Origin of the sequence: uncultured Porphyromonas sp., assembly GCF_938046015.1 — a bacterium.
Taxonomy (GTDB): Bacteria; Bacteroidota; Bacteroidia; order Bacteroidales; family Porphyromonadaceae; genus Porphyromonas.
This window is the reverse complement of the sequence record NZ_CALIXW010000006.1, coordinates 1-14,001: the sequence shown is the minus strand read 5'-3', so window position 1 is coordinate 14,001 and position 14,001 is coordinate 1. Positions and strand designations below refer to the sequence as shown.

General features: G+C 61.4%; 12 protein-coding genes, 1 rRNA gene and 1 pseudogene. 9 read left to right on the top strand and 5 right to left on the bottom strand.

The features are described 5' to 3' along the window. A pseudogene (locus Q0248_RS00785) lies at window positions 1-913 on the bottom strand (hypothetical protein); the annotation flags it as partial. Beyond that, complete coding sequence (locus tag Q0248_RS00780) at window positions 910-1,536, bottom strand: DUF3575 domain-containing protein (protein WP_299318595.1); 627 nt, start codon at window positions 1,534-1,536, stop codon at window positions 910-912. The pseudogene Q0248_RS00785 and the gene Q0248_RS00780, both read right to left, overlap by 4 nt. 404 nt (window positions 1,537-1,940) lie before the next feature. On the opposite strand from Q0248_RS00780, the gene Q0248_RS00775 reads away from it, so the two are divergent. The 9 genes from Q0248_RS00775 to Q0248_RS00735 are packed head-to-tail and all read left to right on the top strand — an operon-like array spanning window position 1,941 to window position 9,380. Then, the gene (locus Q0248_RS00775) at window positions 1,941-3,224 is read left to right on the top strand and encodes a porin (protein ID WP_299318593.1); all 1,284 of its coding nucleotides are present in this window, start codon (window positions 1,941-1,943) and stop codon (window positions 3,222-3,224) included. Between the two features lie 29 nt (window positions 3,225-3,253). Further along, window positions 3,254-4,528 carry a hypothetical protein gene (locus Q0248_RS00770; RefSeq protein ID WP_299318590.1) on the top strand — a complete coding sequence of 425 codons (1,275 nt, stop codon included), beginning with the start codon at window positions 3,254-3,256 and terminating at the stop codon, window positions 4,526-4,528. A 26-nt stretch (window positions 4,529-4,554) separates the two neighbouring features. Then, window positions 4,555-5,868 carry a gliding motility-associated protein GldE gene (gene gldE / locus Q0248_RS00765; RefSeq protein WP_299318589.1) on the top strand — a complete coding sequence of 438 codons (1,314 nt, stop codon included), beginning with the start codon at window positions 4,555-4,557 and terminating at the stop codon, window positions 5,866-5,868. 4 nt (window positions 5,869-5,872) lie between these two features. Beyond that, window positions 5,873-6,490 (top strand): 4'-phosphopantetheinyl transferase superfamily protein, encoded by a 618-nt coding sequence (locus Q0248_RS00760; RefSeq protein ID WP_299318586.1) that lies wholly within the window; start codon window positions 5,873-5,875, stop codon window positions 6,488-6,490. Window positions 6,491-6,515: 25 nt separating this feature from the next. Beyond that, complete coding sequence (locus Q0248_RS00755) at window positions 6,516-7,199, top strand: DUF4271 domain-containing protein (protein ID WP_299318584.1); 684 nt, start codon at window positions 6,516-6,518, stop codon at window positions 7,197-7,199. Beyond that, window positions 7,196-7,945: a uroporphyrinogen-III synthase gene (locus Q0248_RS00750; RefSeq protein ID WP_299318581.1), complete on the top strand. Its 750-nt coding sequence runs from the start codon at window positions 7,196-7,198 to the stop codon at window positions 7,943-7,945. Before Q0248_RS00755 ends, Q0248_RS00750 begins: the two co-directional genes overlap by 4 nt. A gap of 13 nt (window positions 7,946-7,958) precedes the next feature. Beyond that, a complete protein-coding gene (locus Q0248_RS00745) occupies window positions 7,959-8,402 on the top strand; it encodes a ribonuclease P protein component (RefSeq protein WP_299318579.1) in 444 nt (147 codons plus the stop codon). 40 nt (window positions 8,403-8,442) lie between these two features. Further along, entirely contained in the window at window positions 8,443-8,664 is a 222-nt protein-coding gene (yidD, locus tag Q0248_RS00740) for a membrane protein insertion efficiency factor YidD (protein WP_299318597.1), read from the top strand. Window positions 8,665-8,690: 26 nt separating this feature from the next. Next, window positions 8,691-9,380 carry a TatD family hydrolase gene (locus Q0248_RS00735; protein WP_299318576.1) on the top strand — a complete coding sequence of 230 codons (690 nt, stop codon included), beginning with the start codon at window positions 8,691-8,693 and terminating at the stop codon, window positions 9,378-9,380. Window positions 9,381-9,509: 129 nt separating this feature from the next. Here Q0248_RS00735 and Q0248_RS00730 read toward each other — a convergent pair whose 3' ends face one another. From Q0248_RS00730 to rrf, 3 genes are all read right to left on the bottom strand, one after another. Next, window positions 9,510-11,822 (bottom strand): hypothetical protein, encoded by a 2,313-nt coding sequence (locus Q0248_RS00730; RefSeq protein ID WP_299318574.1) that lies wholly within the window; start codon window positions 11,820-11,822, stop codon window positions 9,510-9,512. Between the two features lie 812 nt (window positions 11,823-12,634). After that, window positions 12,635-13,039, bottom strand: a complete 405-nt coding sequence (locus Q0248_RS00725; RefSeq protein WP_299318571.1) for a hypothetical protein — start codon at window positions 13,037-13,039, stop codon at window positions 12,635-12,637. Window positions 13,040-13,918: 879 nt separating this feature from the next. Further along, window positions 13,919-14,001, bottom strand: a 5S ribosomal RNA gene (gene rrf, locus Q0248_RS00720); the annotation flags it as partial.

Genomic DNA, 14,001 nt, shown 5'->3' with positions numbered 1-14,001 from the left:
GCTCTACGAAGCTGCGGTAGCGGCGGGGCGTATTCCAGGGCTGGATGGAGCGTTCCTTGAGCCCGAGGATCTTCGCCTCGCGCTCGGGGGTATAGTACTCGTTGAAGCGCGTGTGGACGGCGGCACTGTCGCGGCCTGCGAGGTAAGCATTGTAGGCATTGCGCAGCATACGGAGGCTGGCATCGTGGTAGCGCGTGTCGTAGGCACCCTTGGACTGAGCGTTGCTACGGAGGTAGCGCTGCTCGGTGATGCTACGCCAGCGATCATAGCTGAGGAAGCTCTTGATCTCGCGCTGGTTGGCCTTGTAGTAGCTGCCCTGCAGACGGTGCATGAAGCGGCGGTACTTGGCGGGCTTGAAGTAAGCGCTATCGTACTTCGCGCTATCGACGATACTCTCGTCGAAGGCCTTGACCTTATCGAGCTCCTTCTGCTGTGCGGCAGCGAAGAGCTTGCCCTTGAGGACCATTGGGGGGAGCTTATAGGTCGTATCGCCCGCGTTGAGGGTGGGGCTTAGCACGACCTGATAGCGATCATCCATAAAGGCAGCGGGCACCTTGACGAGGAAGGTCAGGTTGATCATCCCCTTGCGCAGGGTAGAGATCTTGACCTTGGGGCGCTCAGCGGTAATGGTCACGCCCTGCAGGGAAATGGTCTTGACGCCGTCATCCTTCTTGGGAGCAGCGGTCTCGCTGCTAGACTTCTTGCGCAGCGTATCGATGCGCTGCTGATAGGTGACGATCTCAGAGAGCTGCCCCGCACGACCAGCCTGCTCCTCCTTGTCGGTGGGGAGTAGCGCCTGGGGACGGCCCGTCTGATAATAAAGTTTGTGGGTAAGGGGCTTGGAGCAGGCACCGAGGAAGAGGAGCGCTGCCAGGCCCGTAAGTGAGGTCGTTAAACGCAAGCTTGATTTCATAGAATATACACTAGACTAAGACTAACACGGGTGGGGATCATGAGTGAGCGCTGCTGATCCGCTGCCTCAAGGACGCCCTTCCTGTTGTAGCGATCATAGAGTGCCTGGACGAAGGAGCCGCCCAGTTCACCTTCAATATTCCAGCGCGGGGAGAGCTCATAGGCATAGCCCAGGGACATCCCCCCTCCGAAGAGATACCCCTTGGAGTAAGTAGGATTCCCCGTATAGGTACCGAACTTGTAGTAGCCAGCTATGAGATTGAGCCCGACGAAGAAGCTCCGGTTGTACGCTCCCTGCGCCCAGTAACGGATTCCAGGCTGGATGAAGGCATGCTGCGTATGGTACACATTGTGAAACTTGAAGCGCTCATCAGCACTCAACGAATTATCGGAGTAGAAGGTATCCATAAGCCCCGTAGGCAGCGGAAACTTAAAGTCAATGGGCTTGGCCTGTATTCCGAGCTCGAGCGTGACCTTCTGCGTCAGCGCCATAGAAGGCTGGAGATTGATGGTCCCCGTGAGCCAATAGGGGAGGTTGGTACCTATGGCATAGTTCTGCGCCTCGGCCTTAAAGCTAATTCCCAGTAGGCAGAGCGCGCCCCATAGGGCAATACGTTTGATCATTATGCAAGCTGATTAGTTTCGTCACAAAGTGCGGGGGCTTTGGTCCCGCATAGAGCCAGCAAAATTACAAAAAAGTGTTGATTTACAGCTCACCCAAGGCTGCATCATCCTCAAGAGGCCACTCCCTAGAGGCAGGAGCAAAAGTAGAAGCACCCTACGATAGAAGGACACAGCGTAGCGCATGCAGGCAAGCTCCTGCCCTCACAGGCACCCCCACCCTAGCTCCCCAAGCCCTATATATGCCCTATATATCCTATATATAATGTACGCGCGCGAGGGAGTACAGGTGCTAAGGAGGACTCCACATACGCCCTAGGAGCGGCAGCCCAAGCATGAAGGCTCGGGCACAGGCAAGCGAGACGAGCAAATATCCTATCTTTGTAACAAACTAATACACTACGGATATGAAGCTATCAGACTCTAGAGGACTAAGCCTACTCCTGGTGGGTCTCCTCACACTCCTTCCCCTGCAGCGGCTCAGCGCACAGACAGGACAGGCCAAGCAGGCTGACAAGGACAAGTCCTTCAGCCTGAATATCGATGGGCGCCTTACCTTCGATGCGGCTACCTACTTCGTCCCTGGAAGTAGCGACCTGCGTTACTCGGGAGCTCCCTTCCGTATGTCACCTGCGAGCCAAGTCAGCCAAGCGCGCATCGCAGCAGTTGTAGAGCTCGACCGCTGGTCAGGGCGCTTCGACCTGGACTTTGTTCGGGCCCGCGTCACGCTCTGCGATCTCTTCGTCCGCTACAGCTATGCGCCTCAGGCCAACATCACTGTAGGCTACATCTTCGACCCCATCAGCATAGGGATCAATACTGCCACGCGTCACCGATCGGTGAACCTCGCGCCCGCCGTCGCCCCCCTGGCACAGAGCTCGCGCCACTGGTCCATCCACTGGCGTCAATGGGGGCGTAACTACTGGCTCTCTGCAGCGCTTGCCGCTGGCGGCATCGAGAGCATCAATGCCAGCCCCAACCACTACAGCGAGGGCTACGGCATCTCAGCACGCGCCGTCTGGCTCCCTAGTCCCGAGCCCGACCGCCTCATCCATCTAGGTATCGCTGGGACCGTGCGCGCTGGTGACCGCAGCCAGAATCCCCTCGGGAGCTTCACCCTACGTGCGGCCCCTAGCTCGGATGTCGACGGTCGCAGCTTCATCCTCAGGACGCTGACGGGGGTGCAGCGCTACGAGATCCTCGGGCTGGAGGCAGCTCTGCGTACCCCCAAGGTCTACCTCCTCGGCGAAGGGCTCTACACCCGCGTAGGCTACGACCCGACGGCCACCGATCCCGAGAAGCTCCAAAGCGGACTCTTCGTAAGTCCCCACAGCTACAGCAACCACTACGGCGGCTACATCGAGGGTAGCTACATGCTCCGCGGCACGCAGCGTAAGTACCTCAAGGCAGCCTCAGTCTTCAACAACGTCGCCGACGAAGTCAGCCCTGGGGGCAACCTCGAGCTGATGGCACGCCTCAGCTACCTCAATGCCCGCACGGGCGGGGCAAGTACGGATGCGCTCGTAGCGCTCAACTGGTTCCCCTCCCCCAGCGTCCTCCTCGGACTCAGCTACAGCTACAGCCAGATGAACGCCTCGGCAAGCGATGGGGGCAAGATCACCCGTGTCGGCGCAGCCTATGATGGCCTCCAGGTACACAGCCTGCAGCTGCGTACCCAGTTCGTCTTCTAGCCTCCACGCTACTACCCCGTACTCTCATTATGACCCTCCTCCGCCCCTATCTCGCCCTCGCGACGCTCATTGTAGCACTACCCCTCTCCGCGGGCACGCCGAAGAAACCCACAAAGACCAAGGCCAAGCCTCAGGTCACAGCCAAGACACCCCAAGCCCACCTTGAGGATGCACGCCAGCTCTACCGAGCCTACCGCATCAATGAGGCCATGGACCAGATCGCCGAGGCGATGGTAGCGGCTAAGGGCAAGCGCTTCGACGACGAGACGATGGCTGTGTACCGCGAGCTCCACGGGCAGATCAATCGTGCAGCCGTCATGAGCGACCGAGCGGATAGCCAAGTGCTCCTAGACAGCATCGTCGTCCCCAAGGCGGACTGGCTGAAGCACCTCGCGGCCTACGAGCCTGGGCTCCAGCCAATGCAGGAGCCCCTGCCTGGTGAGGCACAGATGCCCAGCGTCAGCTACCGCGACGCCCTGGAGCGCAACCAGCTACTCCCCTCGGGGCAGAGCCTCGTATGGCTCTCCAAGGTCGGAGGCGCATGGGAGCCCCAGCCGCTGAGCACCCGAGCGCTCGATCAGGAGCAGCCGCTCGTCTGCCCCATCCTCCTAGAGGACGGCACGACGCTACTCTTCGGCCGCGAAGGGACGAAGGGCATCGGTGGCTATGATCTCTACATCTCTCGCCTCAGAGACGGAGGCGGCGCCTTCCTCGAGCCTACGCTCCTGGGTATGCCCTACAACTCGCCCTACAACGACTACCTCCTCTCCTGGCACGAGAGCGAAGGCTGGGGGACACTCGTCAGCGACCGCTTCTGCGGCCCCGACTCCGTGCACATCTACCGCTTTGCGTCGAAGCCGAGCTTCCTCTCGGGGCAGACCAAGGCCGAGCCAAGGGAGGAGACAGCAGGAGAGGAGTTCGACTTCGCCCGCGCCTCGCTATCGGGCCTCCCTATCAGCAAGGACAGGGCAGCTGTCGCTAGCCCCAGCCGTCCAAGTCAAAAGGCGAGCGGCGAACTCCTCTTCGTCGTGCAGGGCGATCGCATCTACCGCCACTGGTCCGACTTCCGTTCGCCCGAGGCGATGAAGCGCTACAAGGCTGCTCTGGAGGCCGGCCAGCGCCTGGCCGAGCGCCGCAAGCAGCTGGAGGAGCTACGCCGCAGCTGGAGCGCGAGCGCCGAGGATAGCACGCAGCGCCGCGAGTTCTCCGTACAGATCCGCCAGCTCGAGACGCAGCTGGAGACCGCCGCTGCCGAGCTCGAGGCACAGTACCAGACGGTACGCCGCCTCGAGGGTGCACACTAGGCAGCCCATTCGTTACCCCATTCACATTGGAAGAATTAGCACAGATCATCCGACCGAGCATAGCCCTCTCGGCGTGGACCACCCTAGCCCTCAGTGGGCTACTACTCATCATCTCGGGCTTCATGTCCTCTAGCGAGGTGGCCTTCTTCTCCCTCTCGCCGAGTGACATCGACGAGATCAAGGAAGAGGAGCACCCTGCCGACTCGGCACTGCTGGAGCTGCTGAAGGACTCGGAGCGCCTGCTGGCGACCATCCTCATCGGGAACAACCTCGTCAACGTAGCCATCGTCATCCTGACGGGCTACGCCTTTAGCCAGATCTTCGACTTCGGGACGAGCCCACTGCTGGGCTTCCTCGTGCAGACGGTCATCCTGACGCTGCTGCTGCTGCTCTTCGGGGAGATCATCCCCAAGGTCTACGCGCAGGCACGACCACTGGCCTTCAGCCGCTTCTCTGCGGGTAAGATGCGCCTCATCAGCCACGCCCTGCGCCCCTTCGCCACGCTGCTGATGCGCTCCACGAGCCTTGTGACCAGCCGCATGCAGCCCAAGAAGTACGACCTCTCGGTCGATGAGCTCTCCCAGGCCGTGGACCTGCTGGAGGGACACGAGCCCGAGGAGAAGGAGCTCTTCGAGGAGATCATCAACTTCCATCACAAGACAGCCTCCGAGATCATGGTGCCGCGCGTGGATATGTGCGACATCGACATCAGCTGGGACTTTGCCCGCGTGCTGGCCTTCGCCATCGAGTGCGGCTACTCTCGTATTCCTATCTACGAGGACTCGGAGGACAATATCCGAGGCATCCTCTACATCAAGGACCTGCTGCCGCACAAGGATAAGCCTGCCGACTTCGACTGGCGTGGGCTCATCCGTGAGGCCTACTTCATTCCCGAGAACAAGCCTCTGGATGACCTCCTCGAGGCCTTCCGCAGCAGCAAGAAGCACATCGCTGTCGTCGTCGACGAGTACGGCGGCACGAGTGGTATCGTGACCATGGAGGACCTGCTGGAGGAGATCGTCGGGGAGATCTCGGACGAGTACGACGAGGAGGAGCTACCCTACAAGCGGCTCGCCGACGGCAGCTACCTCTTCGAGGGCGGCACCCCGCTGACGGACGTCCTGCGCGCGCTCAACCTCCCCTCGGGTACCTTCGGCAAGAGCGAGGACCAAGTAGACACCCTCGGCGGACTCGTCCTCGAGCTGAAGCAAGACCTGCCCCGCAAGGGCGATGTCGTGACAAGTGAAGGCTGGCGCATGGAGGTGACGGGGCTGGAGAAGTTCCGCATCACCGAGGTCAAGCTCACGCCACCACCTGCCCCGACGAGCAGCCCCAGCTAGCATCATGGCTCTAGAGCTACAGCAGCTCCCCTGTGCCCTAGAGGGCGCACGCCTTGTCCTCTGCCGCTTTGCCCCAGCTGCTGACCGCCGCGAGCGTCGGGCGCTGGAGCAGGAGGCCACGAGACAGGCACTGCACTACGCCCTCGGGAAGGCAAGCCCCCTAGCGCACCACCCGCACGGAGCCCCCTACCTCCCCAAGGAGCCCGACTGGACGCTGAGCCTCAGCCACAGTGCGAGCGCCGTCGCCCTGCTCCTTGTCCCCCAATCCTCCCCCCTCCACATAGGTATAGACATCGAGGAGGAGCGCGCCGAGCTCGAGCGCGTCCTGCCCCGCTTCGTCCGTGAGGGCGAGCTCGCGCAGCTGAAGGCCGAGGGCTTTCCCCGAGCCACCGCCCTCCGCCTCCTCTGGACGGCGAAGGAAGCAGCCTACAAGGCGGTGAACCCACCGAGCGGCTCCCTCCTCAGCTTCGTCCTCGAGCGCTGCGACCCAGCCGAGGGGCTCCTCAGCCTCCGCTACTCTACCCTAGAGCTCGAGCTGCATTACCTCCAGCTCGCGGGCTACCTCATCAGCTATACCGAGCCTATCCCCGCAGCGCTCCTCTCCCCTCAGCCCCAGCGCTAGACCTCATCCCGACACCTGCGACGACATGACCCTCTTCCGATACGAGGCCTTCACCAACCTAAGCTACCTAGGCGTCGGCCTCCTCTGGCTGCTGACGCTCGTCCTGTGGCTCTATACACCTGGGCTACTCGGCGTAGCCGTGCATAGCCTCCGCAGCCGTGGACGTGATACGGGCATGGGCTATATCGCCCGCTTCGCCCCGATCAACCTTTTCCGCTTCCTCGTCTACCTCGTCAATAGTCTAGGGATAGGCTTCTTGTCGCTACGGTTGATGGGACTGATGGGCGCGCTCCCAGCAGGCAAGCAGGACTACCAAGGGATGCTGCTCTTTGTCGGGGGCGCCAGCCTCGGCTGCTATGCCTTCCTCTACCTACGCTCTCGGCTCTTCTGGCTTTGGCGCTACCTCTTCTTCGGAGGGCTCGTAGGCGAGGCACTGAGGCAGGATTACTTCTTCCTCGACTGGCTGCGTGCGCTGTGTTTGGCACCGCTGGGACTGCTTTGCCTAAGCCCCCTCCCCGCACCGCTCCTCTTGCAGCTCACGCTAGGCCTGCTCCTCGTCATACAAGGGCTAGGTATCCTCCAGCTTATCCGTAGGTTAGCCGCGTCTTCGGCTGGCTATGTGCTCCTTTTTTTGTACCTTTGCGCCCACGAATTAGCGCCCTTCCTCTACTTGCTAGGCCTCGGGCGCTATCTAGGTATGTATTCATGAGCATCAAGAAGATCCTAATCTCTCAGCCCAAGCCCGAGTCAGGGAAGTCCCCTTACTTCGACATCGCAGCGCGCCATGATGCCGAGGCTACCTTCCGCCCCTTCATCGTCGTCGAGTCGGTATCCAGCCGTGAGTTCCGCGACCAGAAGGTGAATATCCTCGATCATACGGCCATCGTCTTCACCTCGCGCATCGCGATGGAGCACTTCTTCAAGCTCGCTGAGGAGCTACGCGTCAGCCTATCGGAGGACATGAAGTACTTCTGCATCAACGAGCAGGTAGCCCACTACCTCCAGAAGTTCATCGTCTACCGCAAGCGCAAGGTCTTCTATCCCGAGGCTGGTGGACAGACCGAGCTGGTGGCCCTGATGCACAAGCACGCCAAGGAGCACTACTTCCTCCCCGTGGCCGAGGACCACAAGGCCGACCTCATCGAGCTGCTGGAGGCCAAGAAGCTCCAGTACAGCAAGGCCGTCATGTACCGCACCGTCAGCGCCGAGTTCAGCCCCGAGGAGAAGGCCGAGCGCTATGACATGATCATCTTCTTCAGCCCCGCAGGGGTGACCTCCCTCCTACACAACCTCCCGGACTTCGAGCAGGGCAAGACCGTGCTGGCCGCCTTCGGCCCCGCGACGACCGCCGCTGTAGAGCAGGCTGGGCTACGCCTCGACCTGGCAGCACCTACGCCAGGGGCGCCCTCCATGGCCATGGTACTCGATCAGTACCTCGGTCAGGTCAATAAGTAAGCCCCCTCCTGCCGTGGACAGCCCTAGCCTAGTCCTTCGCAATACGCTATCCAAGGAAGAGCGTCTGCATCTCAAGCGAGATGTAGACGCCCTTTTTGCTTCGGGCTCAGCCTTCATCGCCTACCCGCTGCGTGTCGTCCTGCACATCCGGCCTGCCCTCGAGGGCGAGCGTCCTGGGGCTGCTATCCTCGTCGTGGTGGCCAAGAAGTACTTCAAGCGCGCCAATAAGCGCAACCGCATCAAGCGCCTCATCCGCGAGAGCTACCGCGTACAGAAGCATCCCATCACAGAGCAGGCACAGCGCCACGGCCTCAGGGTACACCTCGGCTTCCTCTCGGTGGCGAAGACGCTCCCCAGCTATGCCGAGGTCTCCCGCGGCATGGAGAAGGCGCTGACACGCGTCCTCGAGCGCCTCAGCGAGGACCCGCATCCAGCAGCCCCCGCGTCTCATGAGTAGCACACGCCTTAGGCAGCTCCCGCAGCTCCTCCTCAGCGGACTGCGTCGCCTCGCCATCCTCCTGCTGACGCTGCCCATCCTCTTCTACAAGGGCGCTATCTCCCCCCTCACACCGCCCTCCTGCCGCTTCACGCCCTCCTGCTCGACCTATGCGCTGGAGGCCATACGTCGGCACGGCCCCATCTACGGGCTCTACCTCGCCCTACGGCGTATCCTTCGCTGCCATCCCTGGGGCGGCAGCGGCTACGATCCCGTACCCTAATACCTCCCGCACATCCTCCCCTCTCTATGGAGGCTCCCTTCATCGACCTGCATACCCACCACGAGGCAGCACCCAGCGCGGAGGCCTGGCAACTGATCAGCCGTAGCCTCAGCGAAGGACTTCCTCCCGCAGCACCTCCCCACAGCGCCTACAGCCTCGGGATACACCCCTGGTATATTGATACGCTCGGCGAAGACGCGCTACTACAGCTCGAGCAAGCCCTCGGCCAAAGCCCCTTCCTTGCCCTCGGCGAAGCAGGTCTCGACAAGCGCTGCGGCACGGACTACAGCCGTCAGCAGCAGCTCCTCCGTGGGGAAATCGAGCTCTCGGAGCGCCTTCAGCTGCCCCTCATCCTCCATCTGGTCAAGGGTACGGCCGAGCTCCTCGCCCTACGGCGCGAGCTTCGTCCCCACATGCCTTGGGTCATCCACGGCTTCAGAGGCAAGGCGACGGAGGCGGCCCAGCTCCTAGACCAAGGACTCTACCTCAGCTTCGGCCGCTACTACCATCCCGAGAGCCTAGCCCTAGCCCATAGGGCGGATGCCGCCTTCCTCGAGACGGACGAAGCCCCCCTCCCGATTGAGGACATCTACACTGAGGCAGCTAGCGCCCTAGGCCTCCCCCTCCCCGAGCTCCGACACCAGCTCTACGAGCGCTGCCAGCGCCTCCTCGCCCTCCCTCCAGCGCCCGCAGTGAGCCTCGCGGCCACGCTATAGCAGGAAGCACGAGCGCAGCTAGCGCGCTCACTCTCCTCCCCCCACAACGCAGCAGCGCCCCTGCATCCATCGCGGATGCAGGGGCGCTGTGCTTTTAGCCGAGCGGGCTAGCGGGGGGCGCTAGCCCGCTTAGTTGATCTCGCAGGCACCGCCGACGCAGGCCTGAGAGGCCTGCTCATCAGCATTGGCATAGCGCTTGCCGCCGAAGTCCACCATCTTCCAGTCTACGGGCTTGTAGGTCTTCTTCAGCACCTCGAAGAGGTGGAGGTTGTTGACGCTCTTCAGCAGGTTCACCGCCTTGTACACATCGCCGCGGCAGTAGTTGCCCGCGAACTTAATGATACGACGTACGATATCGCGCTTGGCCGCGAGGTTCTCCACCTTATCGTTGAGCTTAGCATTGAGCGTCGCGAGGATGTGCTTGCGCTCCTCCTCAGTGATCGTCGCCTCGTCCAGATCATTCTTCTGCAGGTAGTCCGCGAGCGCCTGATCGGAGACGAAGAGCTGCTCGCCACGACCCTGCGCCGACTCACAGGCCTTCCACAGGTCGCCGAAGACCTCGATAGCCTCAACCACCAGCCCGGAGGCGAACATGCTGCCGACCCCGTACTCACGCAGGATCTCCTCAGGCGTCGCCACGCGGCACATAGGCGCCTGCGGCAGGTCCATATCCCCGTAGGAGGAGAGGAAGGTCACGCCTGCGATGTAGTCCTGATTCTCCCACACCCAGTCGCGGACGACATCCCACTGGTCGTTGGGGACGTCGACCGTGTTGGACACGTTGTTCTTGATGGGCGAGCTCATATCCGTCATCCCGGGGATGACCCAGCTCTGCTGGACGAGCTTGACGTACTCCAGCAGCTTGAGGCCAGCCAGCTCGGAGCGCAGCAGCGTCTCCTCCGACTCCTCGATGGGGAAGAAGATCTTCTTATCCGTCGTGGGCTTGAAGATATTGGGCTGCACGGCCTTGGGGTTGGCCTCCTCATAGGCCTTGAGGTTGGGCTCCTCGATGTTGGCCTCGACGCTGCGCAAGTAGCGCTTGGCGTAGGCGCCGTGGATACCCGAGGTCATCCCGAGCAGCAGGCTCACCGTACCGTCGGGCTTGACGCAGGTCGTACGCGTGGCGGGGTTGATGCCGAGGATGCGGGCGACCTTGGCATTCTGCTGGCGCACCTGCATAGCACCGACCGAGAGGATATTAGGATTGGTCAGCACCTGGGGATTATTCATGATCCCCCCGATAGAGACCCCGATCAGTGGATCGGCCTCGATGATATTGCGCGTGGCGGGGCTGAGGTAGGCAAAGTCCATGTAGGTAGCCTGCACCGTAGCCAGCGTAGAGGCACAGCGGCAGATCTTGTAGAACTCCTCCTCCGTCGTGCAGCACATCCCATTGATGGACACGAGGTTGCACACCTGCCAGCCCGTATTGCCGTACTGGTCCACGGGGCGGAAGCCGATCTCACAGCAGGGGTTGCAGCCGATGCCGAACTCATCACGCCAGTAGAGCCCTGGGTCGCCACTCGTGCGCATGGCCTCGAAGAGACGCTCATAGACCTCGCGCGCTACCTGGCCGCGGTCCAGAGCCGCCGACATATTGAAGCGCGCGCGCTGGGGATTGGTCGAGAACCAGTCGCCGTGCTTACAGTTCACCATCTCCTCATCCTCAGGGCTGAAGAGGATCATCAGCGCCGAGCGACGTACCCCACCCGAGAGGACGGAGTCCGCCAGGTGCGCGATGATGTCGGTACACTGCAGCGCCGAGAGGCGACGCTGACCCGCCGTGACGGCCTCACGCAGGAGCTTGCGGATATTATCCAGCGCAATACGCAGGCCATCAGGCCCGGGGGCGAGGAAGCGCCCAGCGATCTTGGAGCCCTTGGGGCGGATATCCGTATAGTCAAAGACAGGGCGCGTCGTGCCAGGGACGAAGAAGAACTCCATCAGGCGGTGGATGGCATCCGACCAGCCCTCGATGCTATCGGGGATGCGGAAGACTTCGCTCTCCTCCAGCAGCTCCTCCAGGGGCAGCAGGTCGGGCAGCTTGTCCACGTGCGCCTGCTCGACCGAGAGCCCGCAGCCGCAGCCGCTCAGCAGCAGCCACTCCGTCTCGCGGAAGACCTCCAGGCGGTCGCAGTGCGAGTAGCTACAGTTGTACGATTTGGCAGACGACTTGAGCACGGGCTCACCCCCGAACTGGAGGTTGCGCTGCGAGCCGACGAACTTCTTCTGCTTGTAGTAGTCAATGGCCTCATGGAGCTGCTCCATGAACCACTCATCCTGCAGAGCTGCTGGAGCGTGGATCCCTAGGTGCGTGAGGTGCATCTGGTGGATGCGCTCGACACTCTCCTCCCAGACCTCCTTACGGCCGAGATCCTCGCGATAGAGCGAATACTTACTCTGGTAGATGTAGTCCGACAAGGCGCGTTTACTTTCTGTCATGATGTGTACCCTGTGATGGTTTGTCTATAAGTGTGGTTTATTATCTGTCTAGTATAAAGAGACATACAGCACCCCCGCGGACGAGGAGCGACGTCTATGTACAAGGGATGAGGCCGCCGTGGCAGCCTCCTTCACCCCAGCTGCTGCTCTAGTCTAGACCAGCCCTGGGGCGCTGTGGTTCTGGATTTCAAAGGCAAAGATAAGGTAAAAAAGAACAAATTTCGGCCCCTCTGCCCAATCGTCAGAACCGCCTCCGAGGGCGGTCCGAGAGGCGACAAAAAGCCCCTAATCTACCCTTCGTCAAGCCTCCCTCAGAAGCCCCGCACAGCACAAGGAACGGGCAGTATACAAGCCCCGAAGCAAGCAAAAAGACGTGGCCAAGCGCCCTAAATCGCCCCTCGCTCCCCTAGGGCGACTCTGCCGTTTTGTCCGAGTACGACCCTCCCCCATCGCTCGTCCCATCCTCCCCTCAAGGCCGCGGGAGCTCTCCCAGGCTAGGGCTCAGCTCGACGAAGCAGCGCCGCAGCTTCCTCCGCCCCTCCCTCCAGCCTTCGCCACGGATATCCCTCAGCGTCCCCACGGACGTCCCTCAGAGCGCTGACTGATATCCATCGACGAACTGAGGGATATCCCTCAGCCCCGCCCCCCCTATGTAAGAGCCACAGCCCCCTATATGCAGAGAGCTTCGCCTCCCCGAGTGGGAGACGAAGCTCTCTACTTAGACGACCCTTGCTCCGTCTAAGACATGCAACCGCTGACTTAGCCTCGATGCTGTAGGGCTAGCTTACCCGGCCCTAGACCCGACCAAGGAGCTAAGCGGCTAAGCTGCCGTTGATGATGTAGCGGCGATGCATCGTGCGGTGCGTCAGCTCCAGGAAAGGCCCGCGCTGATCTGCGACGAAGAGGCTACAGCAACCTCGCTTCGGCAGCCAGAAAAAGCCCGTAAAGCCGAGATAGCCGCCCGAAGCGAAAAGCCGAATACCGCCCAGTAGCGGCTCCTGCTCGGGGGCCCTGACTTCGTAGTCCGCCAGCAGAAAGGTCTTGCGCCATAGGAGGCAATGCAGCACGATCCTATCCTCCTGCAGCTCATAGCCGCGAGGCAGGTAGATCAGCGGCAGCAGCATCGGCACCAGCAAGAGGTAGCTGACCCAGCCTGGGGAGAGGTAGCAGGCCCCCAGCAGCAAGACCAAGCAGCTCGCCGTGATAATCTTCACCATCGGCGAATAACTATACCCGTAATACATAAGCCCATCTATTATATCTGCTCCAACTTATCTGGTCCTCCGCTCCCGCAGCATCTCGGTCCTCGCCCCTCTCAAGCAATGCATGCCGCAGCCCCTATACACAAAGCCACAGCACAAAGTTATTCAAAAAAGTACGCTCCTGTGCCGACCGCTCTCCCCCAACGCTCACCCCGCACGAGCCCTAGCCAGGAAGCTCCGCCCTCCTCCCTTCGCCACAGCTTTCACGAAGATCAAGGGCCGTACGGAGCGTCAACAAATGGTCTTACAAGCAACAGGCAGGGCAGCTGTACCCCAAGCTAGAAGAGCCCTGCAAGGACTGGGGAGGCAGAGTGTGCAGCTGAGTCTAGGTCAGTTCATGCTAAGCCGAACAGCTCGCCTGCAGCCGAATGGCAGGCGAGCTGAGAGAAACTTTGAAAGTGTGGGCGTGTCCAGCTGACGACAGGGGAGCCGTCGAGTGGCGGCTGATATGCGCTAGACTGACGGCGCGCATCCCGCGAAGAGGAGAATGTACTTAGGTAAGGCGGACGAGTAGGCTAGCACTAAGCTGACGACGCGTGCCCCGCGAATAGGGGAATGACTTAGACAAGGTTAGCAGGCCAGCTCGCGTTAAGCTACTGACTGATTTAGGCAAGGGGGGTAAGTGGCGTGTACTCGGCTGGCAGCTCGGTTGACGTACGGCTGGCCGCTGGCTTCAGTTCTGCTGGCGGAGCAGGGCGGTGTGGTGGGTGGTAAGCGGCGGGGCTGTGGGTAGGAGTGCGGGCGCTGCTGTGCTGTGAGCTAACACTGGGCTCCCGGAAGCGCACAAAAAAAGAGCGGGTGCGATCGCTTCTGCAATCACACCCGCTCGGCTCAAAATGGCGGCTACCTACTCTCCCACTTTCGCAGTACCATCGGCACAATTGGGCTTAACTTCTCTGTTCGGAATGGGAAGAGGT

Excerpts from the sequence above, each read along its gene's own strand:
- Q0248_RS00780 (WP_299318595.1), bottom strand. The coding sequence starts at position 1,536 with ATGATCAAACGTATTGCCCTATGGGGCGCGCTCTGCCTACTGGGAATT.
- Q0248_RS00730 (WP_299318574.1), bottom strand. The coding sequence starts at position 11,822 with ATGACAGAAAGTAAACGCGCCTTGTCGGACTACATCTACCAGAGTAAG.
- Q0248_RS00750 (WP_299318581.1), top strand. The coding sequence starts at position 7,196 with ATGAGCATCAAGAAGATCCTAATCTCTCAGCCCAAGCCCGAGTCAGGG.
- Q0248_RS00755 (WP_299318584.1), top strand. The coding sequence starts at position 6,516 with ATGACCCTCTTCCGATACGAGGCCTTCACCAACCTAAGCTACCTAGGC.
- Q0248_RS00760 (WP_299318586.1), top strand. The coding sequence starts at position 5,873 with ATGGCTCTAGAGCTACAGCAGCTCCCCTGTGCCCTAGAGGGCGCACGC.
- Q0248_RS00725 (WP_299318571.1), bottom strand. The coding sequence starts at position 13,039 with ATGGTGAAGATTATCACGGCGAGCTGCTTGGTCTTGCTGCTGGGGGCC.
- Q0248_RS00775 (WP_299318593.1), top strand. The coding sequence starts at position 1,941 with ATGAAGCTATCAGACTCTAGAGGACTAAGCCTACTCCTGGTGGGTCTC.
- Q0248_RS00770 (WP_299318590.1), top strand. The coding sequence starts at position 3,254 with ATGACCCTCCTCCGCCCCTATCTCGCCCTCGCGACGCTCATTGTAGCA.
- Q0248_RS00735 (WP_299318576.1), top strand. The coding sequence starts at position 8,691 with ATGGAGGCTCCCTTCATCGACCTGCATACCCACCACGAGGCAGCACCC.